General features: G+C 34.7%; 10 protein-coding genes. 6 read left to right on the top strand and 4 right to left on the bottom strand.

Translation table 11 applies throughout. The features are described from left to right. From IDG60_RS15810 to IDG60_RS15790, 5 genes are all read left to right on the top strand, one after another. The coding region (locus IDG60_RS15810) for a PLP-dependent transferase (protein ID WP_156976149.1) at positions 1-773 on the top strand (773 nt) is incomplete at its 5' end. Beyond that, positions 770-1,930, top strand: coding sequence for a cystathionine beta-lyase MetC (gene metC, locus IDG60_RS15805; protein ID WP_000175854.1), 1,161 nt, complete (start codon positions 770-772; stop codon positions 1,928-1,930). The genes IDG60_RS15810 and metC, both read left to right, overlap by 4 nt. Continuing rightward, positions 1,899-3,740: a bifunctional homocysteine S-methyltransferase/methylenetetrahydrofolate reductase gene (locus IDG60_RS15800; RefSeq protein ID WP_000077317.1), complete on the top strand. Its 1,842-nt coding sequence runs from the start codon at positions 1,899-1,901 to the stop codon at positions 3,738-3,740. Before metC ends, IDG60_RS15800 begins: the two co-directional genes overlap by 32 nt. Further along, a complete protein-coding gene (gene metE / locus IDG60_RS15795; RefSeq protein WP_000207623.1) occupies positions 3,737-5,965 on the top strand; it encodes a 5-methyltetrahydropteroyltriglutamate--homocysteine S-methyltransferase in 2,229 nt (742 codons plus the stop codon). Before IDG60_RS15800 ends, metE begins: the two co-directional genes overlap by 4 nt. Positions 5,966-6,007: 42 nt before the next feature. Continuing rightward, a complete protein-coding gene (locus IDG60_RS15790) occupies positions 6,008-6,760 on the top strand; it encodes a cyclase family protein (protein ID WP_000195907.1) in 753 nt (250 codons plus the stop codon). Positions 6,761-6,842: 82 nt separating this feature from the next. On the opposite strand, the gene IDG60_RS15785 is transcribed toward IDG60_RS15790, so the two are convergent. After that, positions 6,843-8,024 carry an acetyl-CoA C-acetyltransferase gene (locus IDG60_RS15785; protein WP_000199067.1) on the bottom strand — a complete coding sequence of 394 codons (1,182 nt, stop codon included), beginning with the start codon at positions 8,022-8,024 and terminating at the stop codon, positions 6,843-6,845. A 538-nt stretch (positions 8,025-8,562) separates the two neighbouring features. Here IDG60_RS15785 and IDG60_RS15780 point away from each other — a divergent pair. Next, positions 8,563-9,696 (top strand): low temperature requirement protein A, encoded by a 1,134-nt coding sequence (locus tag IDG60_RS15780; protein ID WP_000245682.1) that lies wholly within the window; start codon positions 8,563-8,565, stop codon positions 9,694-9,696. 386 nt (positions 9,697-10,082) lie between these two features. On the opposite strand, the gene IDG60_RS15775 is transcribed toward IDG60_RS15780, so the two are convergent. The 3 genes from IDG60_RS15775 to IDG60_RS15765 all read right to left on the bottom strand — a co-directional run. Further along, positions 10,083-10,712, bottom strand: coding sequence for an ABC-2 transporter permease (locus tag IDG60_RS15775; RefSeq protein ID WP_000677725.1), 630 nt, complete (start codon positions 10,710-10,712; stop codon positions 10,083-10,085). Next, positions 10,712-11,554 carry an ABC transporter ATP-binding protein gene (locus IDG60_RS15770; protein WP_000209551.1) on the bottom strand — a complete coding sequence of 281 codons (843 nt, stop codon included), beginning with the start codon at positions 11,552-11,554 and terminating at the stop codon, positions 10,712-10,714. Before IDG60_RS15770 ends, IDG60_RS15775 begins: the two co-directional genes overlap by 1 nt. A gap of 24 nt (positions 11,555-11,578) precedes the next feature. Continuing rightward, the coding region (locus IDG60_RS15765) for a DUF3169 family protein (protein ID WP_164826185.1) at positions 11,579-12,133 on the bottom strand (555 nt) is incomplete at its 5' end.

The following is a 12,133-nucleotide window of genomic DNA, read 5'->3' as shown; positions in this document are numbered from 1 at the left end:
ATATCAAATTTAAGTACGTTGATTTTACAGATTATGAACAAGTTGAAAAAGAAATCACTGATAAAACAGTTGCATTATTCATTGAACCAATATCTAACCCACAAATGATTGCTATTGATGTAAAGCCGTACTATCAACTTTGTAAAGCTAAAGGCTTATTGTCAATTATCGACAATACTTTTTTAACACCTTATCTTTCAACACCATTAGCAGAAGGTGCTGATATAGTCTTACATTCAGCTACGAAATATATTGGTGGACATAACGATGTACTAGCAGGTGTCGTAACCGTCAAAGATGAATCACTCGCGCAACAGTTGTTTGATTTTCACAACATGACTGGCGCAACACTTTCACCAATAGATAGTTATTTGTTGTTACGTGGACTTAAAACTTTGCATTTACGCATTGAGCGTGCGCAATCAAACGCTAGAAAACTTGCTAAAAAATGTCAGTCACTTCAAGCAATTGACGAAGTGCTATATAGCGGGCAAACTGGCATGCTTAGTTTAAGACTTAACAAGGCCTATAGCGTCGCTAAATTATTAGAAAATTTAGACATTTGTATTTTTGCAGAAAGTTTAGGAGGTACTGAAACATTAGTGACCTTCCCTTACACCCAAACACATGTTGATATGCCAGATGCTGAAAAAGATAAACGTGGCATTGATGAGTATTTAATCCGCTTATCACTAGGTGTTGAAAATTATGAAGACATCGAACGCGATATCATCCAAGCATTAGATAAAGCTCAGATTGGAGAGATTGTATGACACTTTCAAAAGAGACAGAAGTGATATTCGATTGGCGTAGAGGTGTGGAATATCATTCAGCTAACCCACCACTCTATGATTCTTCAACATTCCATCAAACAAGTCTTGGTGGCGATGTTAAATATGATTATGCACGAAGTGGCAACCCTAACCGTGAACTTTTAGAAGAGAAGTTAGCACGATTAGAACAGGGAAAATTCGCTTTTGCTTTTGCATCAGGTATTGCTGCTATTTCAGCAGTACTTTTGACTTTCAAATCTGGTGATCATGTCATCTTACCCGATGATGTATATGGCGGTACTTTTCGCCTCACTGAGCAAATTTTGAATCGATTTAATATTGAATTTACAACCGTAGATACTACCAAGCTCGAACAAATCGAGGGTGCCATTCAATCAAACACAAAATTAATTTATATCGAAACACCATCGAATCCCTGTTTTAAAATTACTGATATCAAAGCTGTTTCTAAAATAGCCGAAAAGCATGAACTACTGGTAGCTGTGGACAATACATTTATGACACCGTTAGGCCAATCACCTTTATTACTTGGCGCTGATATTGTCATTCATAGTGCTACAAAATTTTTAAGTGGACATAGCGATTTAATTGCTGGTGCTGTCATTACTAATAATGAGGCAATTAGTGAAGCTCTTTATTTAATACAAAATGGTACAGGCAATATGTTATCTGCTCAAGATAGCTGGACACTTGCTAAACATTTAAAAACATTTCCAATCAGATTTAAACAATCTGTCGAAAACGCGCAAAAAATCGTGTCATTTTTAATAAAGCAAGATGAAATTTCAGAAGTTTATTATCCGGGACTCACTACTGCTCATTTAGAACAAGCTAAAAATGGCGGTGCCGTTATTGGCTTTCGTTTAGCTGATGAGTCTAAAGCACAACAATTTGTCGATGCACTGACATTACCACTCGTTTCAGTGAGTCTGGGTGGTGTTGAAACGATCCTTTCACATCCAGCAACAATGTCTCACGCTGCACTACCTGAAGAAGTGAGACAAGAACGTGGTATCACTTTCGGTCTATTCCGATTAAGTGTTGGTCTCGAAGATCCTGATGAACTCATTGCAGACATCAAATACGCATTAAAGGAGGCATTCAATGAGTCAATTCCTCACACAATTGAAAGATAATGTTTTAGTAGCTGATGGCGCTATTGGAACCATTTTATACTCTGAAGGATTAGACACCTGTCCAGAAGCATATAATCTTAGCCATCCAGATAAAGTTGAACGCATCCATCGTTCATATATTGAAGCCGGTGCTGATGTCATTCAAACCAATACTTATGGTGCAAATTTTGAAAAGTTAAAACGATTCGGTCTTGAAGATAAAGTTAAAGCAATACATCAAGCCGCCGTTCGCATCGCAAAAAAAGCAGCAAATAAAGATACGTATATATTAGGCACAGTTGGTGGGTTTAGAGGTATCAAACAAGAGGATATCAGCTTACAAACTATTCTTTATCATACTGAAATTCAAATAGACACCTTAATTGAAGAAGGCGTTGACGCGCTACTTTTCGAAACGTATTACGACCTAGAAGAGTTAACAAATGTCATTTCACGAACGAGAAAGAAATACGACATTCCAATCATTGCTCAATTAACCGCTTCAAACACAAATTACTTAGTTAATGGTCAGGCAATCAATGAAGGATTAAAACAACTCGTTCAATGTGGTGCAAACATCGTGGGACTCAATTGTCATCATGGTCCGCACCATATGCAAGAGTCTTTCACACATATTGAATTACCAGAGCACGCATTCTTATCTTGTTATCCAAATGCCAGCTTATTAGATATTGAAAATAGTGAATTTAAGTATAGTGACAATGCACAATATTTCGGTCAAGTTGCTCAAAATCTAATTCGCGAAGGTGTTCGTTTAATTGGTGGTTGCTGTGGTACAACGCCAGAGCACATCAAATTTATTAAAGAATCTATTCAGACACTTAAACCTGTTAATGACAAAAAAGTGATTCCGATACCAACGAAAGCACTTTTCAATCCATCTCAAAATAAAGTTAGACAATCATTAACATCTAAGGTTCAAGAACGTCCAACCGTTATTATCGAATTGGATACACCGAAACATTTAGACACGGATAGATTTTTTGAAAATATCGCTAAACTTGATAAAGCTAATGTAGATGCGGTAACACTCGCAGATAATTCATTGGCAACTGTCAGAATTAGCAATATTGCTGCTGCTAGCTTAATTAAGCAATATTACAATATTGAACCACTCGTACATATTACATGTCGAGACCGAAACTTAATCGGCTTGCAGTCCCATTTACTTGGATTATCGCTCATTGGCGTTAACGAAATATTAGCCATAACTGGTGATCCTTCAAAAGTTGGTCACTTACCAGGTGCAACCAATGTCTATGATGTTAATTCTAAAGGATTAACTGAACTCGCTCTAAGATTTAATCAAGGTATTAACACTGACGGTGATGCGCTGAAGAAACGTACACACTTCAACATCGCTGGCGCCTTTAACCCTAATGTTCGTAAATTAGATGGTGCCGTCAAAAGATTAGAGAAAAAGATAGAAAGCGGAATGTCTTATTTTATAACACAACCCGTGTACAGCAAAGAGAAAATCATTGAAATTTACCATGCCACTAAGCACTTGAACAAACCATTTTTCATAGGCATTATGCCTATCGCAAGTTACAAAAACGCACTCTTTTTGCATAATGAAGTGCCAGGAATCAAGATGTCAGATGAAATTTTACAACAATTTGAAGCAGTTAAAGATGATAAAGCCAAAACACGAGAACTAAGTCTTAAGCTTTCAAAGGATTTAATCGATACTGTTCATGAATATTTTAATGGTTTATACATTATCACACCGTTTCAAAATGTCGAAGATTCATTAGAACTTGCAGCATACTCAAAATCTATTACTGCTCACAAGGAGGCAATATTATGACAACAATTAAAACATCAAACTTAGGATTCCCAAGATTAGGTAGAAAAAGAGAATGGAAAAAAGCCATCGAAAGTTATTGGGCAAAGAAGATTTCTAAAGAAGAATTAGATCAAACATTAACTGATCTACATAAAGAAAATTTATTATTACAAAAGTACTATCACTTAGATAGCATCCCAGTTGGTGATTTCTCTTTATATGACCATATATTAGATACGTCATTATTATTCAACATCATCCCTGAACGTTTCCAAGGAAGAACTATTGATGATGATTTATTATTTGATATTGCTCGCGGTAATAAAGACCATGTTGCAAGTGCACTTATAAAATGGTTTAACACTAACTATCATTACATCGTACCTGAATGGGACAATGTTGAGCCTAAAGTGAGTCGCAATGTATTATTAGATCGCTTTAAATATGCCCAATCTTTAAACGTTAACGCTCACCCTGTCATTGTTGGTCCGATTACTTTTGTTAAATTATCAAAAGGCGGTCACCAAACTTTTGAAGAAAAAGTTAAAACGTTATTACCACTTTATAAAGAAGTGTTTGAATCATTAATTGATGCAGGTGCTGAGTACATTCAAGTTGATGAGCCAATCTTAGTTACAGACGACAGCGAAAGCTATGAAAATATTACACGTGAAGCTTATGACTATTTCGAAAAAGCTGGTGTTGCTAAAAAATTAGTCATTCAAACATACTTTGAACGTGCACATCTTAAATTCTTAAGTTCTTTACCTGTTGGTGGTTTAGGTTTAGACTTTGTCCATGATAATGGCTATAACCTTAAACAAATTGAAGCAGGAGATTTTGATAAATCAAAAACATTATACGCTGGAATTATTGATGGTCGTAATGTATGGGCAAGTGATATTGAAGCTAAAAAAGTCTTAATCGACAAATTGTTAGCACACACTAATGAGCTTGTCATTCAACCATCATCTTCATTATTACATGTTCCAGTATCTTTAGATGATGAAACATTAGATACAAGTGTTGGCGAAGGCTTAAGCTTTGCAACTGAAAAATTAGACGAATTAGATGCATTGCGTCGCCTATTGAATCAAAACGATAGTGTTAAATATGATAAATTAAAAGCACGTTATGAGCGTTTCCAAAATCAATCATTCAAAAACTTAGATTATGATTTCGAAAGCGTGCGTACTTCAAGACAATCACCATTCGCGCAACGTATTGAACAACAACAAAAACGTTTGAACTTACCGGATTTACCAACAACAACTATTGGATCATTCCCACAAAGCCGAGAAGTTCGAAAATACCGTGCAGATTGGAAGAACAAACGCATTACAGACGAAGCATATGAAACATTCTTAAAAAATGAAATTGCTCGATGGATTAAAATTCAAGAAGACATCGGCTTAGATGTATTAGTTCACGGTGAATTTGAACGTAATGACATGGTTGAATTCTTCGGAGAAAAATTACAAGGTTTCTTAGTAACTAAATTCGGTTGGGTGCAATCATATGGTTCACGCGCCGTAAAACCACCAATCATTTATGGTGATGTAAAATGGACAGCGCCTTTAACTGTTGATGAAACAGTTTATGCACAAAGCTTAACAGATAAACCAGTTAAAGGTATGTTAACTGGACCTGTAACAATTCTAAACTGGTCATTTGAACGTGTTGATTTACCACGTAAAGTCGTTCAAGATCAAATTGCTTTAGCAATCAACGAAGAAGTATTAGCACTTGAAGCTGCAGGAATCAAAGTTATCCAAGTTGACGAACCTGCATTACGTGAAGGCTTACCATTACGCTCTGAATATCACGAACAATATCTTAAAGATGCTGTTTTATCATTTAAACTTGCAACGTCTTCAGTTCGTGATGAAACTCAAATCCATACACATATGTGTTATTCTCAATTCGGTCAAATCATTCATGCTATTCATGACTTAGATGCTGATGTTATTTCAATTGAAACATCTCGTAGCCATGGTGATTTAATTAAAGACTTTGAAGATATTAATTATGATTTAGGTATCGGTCTAGGTGTATATGATATTCATAGTCCACGTATTCCAACAAAAGAAGAAATTACTACAGCAATCAATCGTTCACTACAACAAATCGACCGCTCATTATTCTGGGTAAACCCTGACTGTGGTTTGAAAACGCGAAAAGAAGAAGAAGTTAAAGATGCATTGACTGTACTTGTGAATGCTGTTAAAGCTAAACGCCAAGAATAATCGCAGCATTTATCATATAATAAACTAAAAACGGGTGATTTTATGACACAATATCCTTTATGGCAACAATTAAATACTTTAAAACAAGCAACTTGGGTTGATTTAACGCATACATTTGATCCAGAAATACCACGTTTTAGTGAGTTTGAAAAAGGTGAAGTTTCAACTTTATTCACGGTTAAAGATCATGGTTTCTATGTGCAACGTTGGAATATTGTAACGCAATATGGTACTCACATTGATGCACCAATCCACTTTGTCGAGAACAAACGTTATTTAGAAGACATTGATTTAAAAGAATTGGTATTGCCGTTAATTGTATTAGACTTTTCAACAGAAGTAGCGAACAACAATGATTTCATCGTAACACGTGCGCATATAGAAGCATGGGAAAAAGAGCATGGTACTATTGAACCTGGCACTTTTGTTGCACTTCGTACCGATTGGTCAAAACGTTGGCCTAATATTGAAAAGTTTGAAAACAAAGATGCGAACGGACAACAACATGCACCGGGTTGGGGATTAGATGCTTTGAAGTACTTAATTGAAGAACGCCGTGTTGAAGCTGTTGGTCATGAAACATTCGATACCGATGCATCTGTGGACGTTGTAAAAAATGGTGATTTAGTTGGCGAACGTTATATTCTTGGTCAGGATAAATACCAAGTCGAGTTATTAACTAATTTAGATCAATTACCAACTCGTGGCGCCATCATTTACGCTATCAGCCCTAAACCAAAAGATGCACCTGGGTTCCCTGTTAGAGCATTTGCAATTAAACCATCAAATGACTAATATTACCCAATAAATCCATAAACAAATAAAAACAGGTTATGCCAACATGTAATTAATACTGTTGTGATAACCTGTTTTCTTATTATTTATACTTTGATACAACTGCAGCGATAGCTTGACCGCCACCAATACACAATGATGTTAAACCAGTTTCAACTTCATCATTCAGTTGATGCAATAATGTCACTAAAACTCTAGCACCAGATGCACCAATAGGGTGTCCTAATGCAATAGCGCCACCTTTAACATTCACCTTTTCAGGAGGTAATTTTAATTCACGATCAACAGCTAATGATTGTGCTGCAAATGCTTCATTTAATTCAAATACATCAATATCGCTTAATTCTTTTTTACTACGTTTCAAAGCCTTTTCTACAGCGCCAACTGGTGCAATACCCATAATAGAAGGATCTACACCATGACTTCCAAAGCCATCAAGCACTGCCAATGGTTCGATATTTAATTCTTTAGCTTTGTCTTCTGACATGACTAACATCATCGCAGCACCATCATTGATTCCTGATGCATTACCTGCTGTAACTGTCCCGTCTTTTTTGAAAGCTGGTCTTAAGCGACTTAATTTTTCGACTGATACATTTTCACGTACACCTTCATCCTTAGTGACTAAGATTGGTTCACCTTTACGTTGAGGAATCGATACTGGAACTATTTCACTATCAAATTCACCATTTTGCTGTGCACGTACTGCTTTATGTTGTGAGTTTACAGCAAATGTATCTTGTTCTTCTCTTGAAATACCATATTGCTCTACTAAATTTTCAGCAGTAATACCCATATGATATTGATTAAATACATCTGTTAAACCATCATATACCATGCTATCAACCATTGATTGATGTCCCATTTTAAAACCGAAGCGACTGTTGTTGACAAGCATTGGTGACTGAGACATATTCTCCATACCGCCAGCTAGCACGATGTCATTTTCACCAGTCACAATAGATTGATATGCTAATTGAATCGACTTTAACCCAGAACCACATACTTTATTCACTGTAAATGCAGGTACTGTTTCTGGCAAGCCACCTTTCATAGCAGCAATTCGTGCTGGATTTTGTCCTTGTCCTGCTTGTAGTACGTTACCGATGATAACTTCATCAATCTCACTTGGATTCAAACCCGTCTCTTTAATAATATGTTCTATTAAAGTCGCACCTAAATCATAGGCTGGCACGTCTTTAAACGCACCTCCAAAAACGCCAATAGGTGTCCTGTATGCTGCTGCTAATACGACTCTCGTCATGTCATATTCATCTCCTTATGATATATACAATTTTATTACTAATACGTCTAATGAACCAATACGCCACTAACATCCAATTTATGAAACCAATTGCTACGTATGTTACATTTTCATTCTTGTTATGCATTTAACAAATCATATTATACAATGATGTAATTTGTTTGGGCAATCGGAAACGTAAACGGTTTCACTTTAACATTTCACACTCTTAAATATGCTCTATCATCCTCATCTATAGTACAAAATTATGCTTTGATTTACCACAAATTATCATTAATCATTTCGCGTAATGACTCTAATTAAATTCTATCTATCATTGCATCGCTATTCACAGCTGGTTTCACCATCAATTTCTCATCAATTTTTTATTACCATTACGTCTCTAGTCAAATATTAAATCGCTGATGATTGTTAATTCCGCAATTACCATGCAGTCACCTCTCCTTCCACTTCATCGCCAAATCTGCCCCTATTCACTAGAAAAAATAAATAGTATACTTAGTAAATTAATTACACATCTTAAAGGAGTTAAAATTTTATGGTTAATGCATTAACACCAAAACATTTAGCTGAAAAGCGTGCAGGATTCCATGAGTTGTTCTTTGATTTAATTTTCGTCTATGCCATTCAAAAAATTGCACATGTGATTTTAACAACACAAAACGGTTCCATTTCAGCTGATTTATTTTTCAAATACATCGTCATGAGTTTGTTCTTATGGTTAATGTGGTCTCATCAAACATTTTTTACAAATCGATTTGGTCAAGTTACATTCAAAGACGTCTCGTTTATGATGTTTAATATGTTCATCATGGTCTTCCTATCTAACAGCCTATATCCGGACTTTGAAAAGACATTCTTCCCATTCTTCTTATGCGTGGCAATTATGTATTTAAGTATCGGATTACAGTATTTATTACATATACGTACAGGGTTAGATTATGGCGATAAGCGTACATGTCAAGCTTTTGCGAGCGTAGCCTTTGTGATTTCATTTTTATCATTTCTATCATTAGTACTACCACAAAGTATCCATTACATCCCTGGATTTTTAGGCGTATTCATTGCAGCGACAGGACTTATTCCATTTCAGAAATATCTTGTATTATCACCTGTTAATATGATGCATTTAGTAGAACGTTTTTCGTTACTAACAATTATTATCTTTGGCGAGGTACTGGTTGGTTTAGCTTCGTCATCATTTAGCATTGATCATTTTAGTTACATTTATATATTCCAATTTATGATTTTAATTAGTCTTTTCGGTGTATATTGGATCATTACTGAAAATTACATTAATCATAAATTGTCATCTATCGGTTTCCGTTTATCGTATACGCATCTATTAATCAATATCGCTTTAGGTGTGATTAATGCTGCAATTGTTTTTAGTAATAACAATAAACTAAATGACTTGTTTGAAATTAATATGATGTATATCAGTGTTTTAATATTCTATATTGGATTATGGTTAATCACGCCTTATTTCCATAATGAACTGACAAACGCAAAATATATTTCTTCTTCACTAGGCATACTTGTAGTATCATATATCATCAGCCTTATCTTTAAGGGGCATGACCAAGTAATGATTATCTCGGTATCCGTTGCGACTTTCTGCATCATGCTGATTTATTTTAAAAATCAACGTCTACGTAATAAACATGAATAAATAGTATTCACCTCGGTCAAAGTATTTGAACTGAATCCAAAAGTGTCGAACTTCACATTATACTTTTGGATTCAGTTATGCTACATGATCGAGGTTTTTAAATATTTCCAAGGAAATCGTTAGCCTATACAATCATCAAATGATACACGCAAATAAATTTCAGCAACATACTCAATGATATATACACGTTAATCCTCACTATAAAAGGATGCAATTCCCACATAACCTAATCTTCTAAAAACAAATGATATGATATAGAGATGTCACCTCAACCTATCATCCCGCATTTCATTCCACAACACCAAAAAGAGCAGATGATAATCGTATTGATTTATCACCTGCTCTAAATATTATTTCAATGACTAGCTTCACACCAAGAATATTGATTATAGTTCTTGTTTGTTAAAAATTTTAATAGACAATATATAAGAAACACTTGTTATAACGATACCAATGACCGCATATACTATGACAACTAACCATCCTTCAGTGCTAATTTTTTCAAATTCTAATGCCGATGCACCACTAACCATACCATATATAAAGAAAAAGACCACGAAAGAAAAAAGTAGTAGGATAGATGCAACTATCATAATGACATTAGAGTTTTCAGCGCCAAATTTAAATGTCAATGGGAAAATGATAGAGTATGCCCCTATGATACCAAAACTCATTAAACCTGACATAATACCAATCATCACACTTTGGGTCACGATCGTAGTCACAACTAATCCAATCATTAAACTTGCACCGAATAAGATTAAATAAAAGGCAAAGTATGACTTAATATAATCACTACGTTTAACCGGTAAAGTAGATACATAATACATCCATCTTGAGTCTTTTTCATGTTTAATATTATCAGTAATGGGTGTGATTAACATAACCCCAGCCATTGCCGAACTCATCAACGGATTAAATACTGCAAAGTATCCCGCAGCTATGATAGCGACTATAAAATAAATATATGTTTGCTTTCTCGTTGCATAAAAACTACTTAGGAACATACCTTTCATTATACTTCACCTCGCATTATGATTTTCGTAGCGTCATCAATGTGTTTTAAAGGCTCTGCATTTTCAATTTCTGCATAATCTTTAACTAAAATTTGATATTTCCCCTTTGACAATCTAGAAGCAATGATTAAATGCTTAGGAATTTCAACATCTTTATCTCCTGTCGTAACAATTCCATATTGTGCTAAAAGTATATCTTTCTGTTCAGTTAAAATCATTCGTCCATCTTTCATAAACACTAATTTATCCGCTAATTGTTCTATATCTTCAGAAATATGCGATGATATTAAGATGCCTCCACCTTGAGCGACAAAATCTTCTAATAGTTCCATTACTTCTTCTCTTCCAGAAACATCCATACCTGCAGTTGCTTCATCTAAGATTAATAACTTCACATCATGAGAAAGCGCAATCGTTAAAGCTATCTTCATTCGCATCCCTCTTGAAAAAGTTTTAATTTTAGTTTGTAGTGGTAACTCGAAATATTTGATTAAATCAAAGAATTTTTGACTATTCCAAGTCGTATAAATAGATTGAAATACTTTATCAATATCTTTAATAGTCAATTTATTAGGTACTCTCAGATCATCAAACACAACACCTATGTGTTCTTTATATTCGACATCATCCGCAGCATGTTCTTCTCCAAAAAATGCAATACTACCGTTATCTTTATGTCGATTGCCTACTAGAATATTAATTAATGTCGATTTACCTGAGCCATTTTTCCCAATTAATCCAACTGTCTCATTAGTAGAAATCGTTAAAGATGCATCTTGCAATTTAAAATCCGAATCTTTGTATTGTTTGTTCACACGATCTACGTTTAACAATGTTGTCATATCCATGCTCCTCTTTGTTTAATTTTAATAAAAACGTCTTCTCTTCAATAAATAGCTAAAGGCGTTATATATGAAAATAGCAATGATAAGTAGCAAACTAAAGCTTTGATTAATTCCTGTAGCAATTGAATAAGACCCTATAAAAATAATGGCTAGTATCAATATTGATAAGTTGATCGCATATGTTTTAAATAATGCAATTAATTCTATATGGCGTTCACCTTCATCCAATATTTCCAATCGCTTTTCAGTGTAATTCTTATCTGCAATTTTTGGCATTCTGTCATCAAATTTTCTATTAAACAGTGTAAATTGTGTATTGAAAATAGCACTAGCAAAAAATGGTATTAAAAAGAATAGCATTGCATTTGCTTCAGCTTGCCCTACCACAAAAATTAGTAACACTACAAAGGCAATAATTGTCTGTATAACGCTTAATATACTTCCATTTAAAACATAACGATTCGCAAGCAATTCATATTGATCTGTTGCATCGATATCTACCTCTTCATCTACAAGTCGCTTATACTTCAATGCACGTCTTTGATTCATCAAAACAATGGCTTCTACCAATATGAT

Source organism: Staphylococcus sp. EG-SA-2, assembly GCF_017152085.1.
Note: the sequence above shows the minus strand (reverse complement) of the source record. Positions and strands in the feature narration are given on the sequence as shown.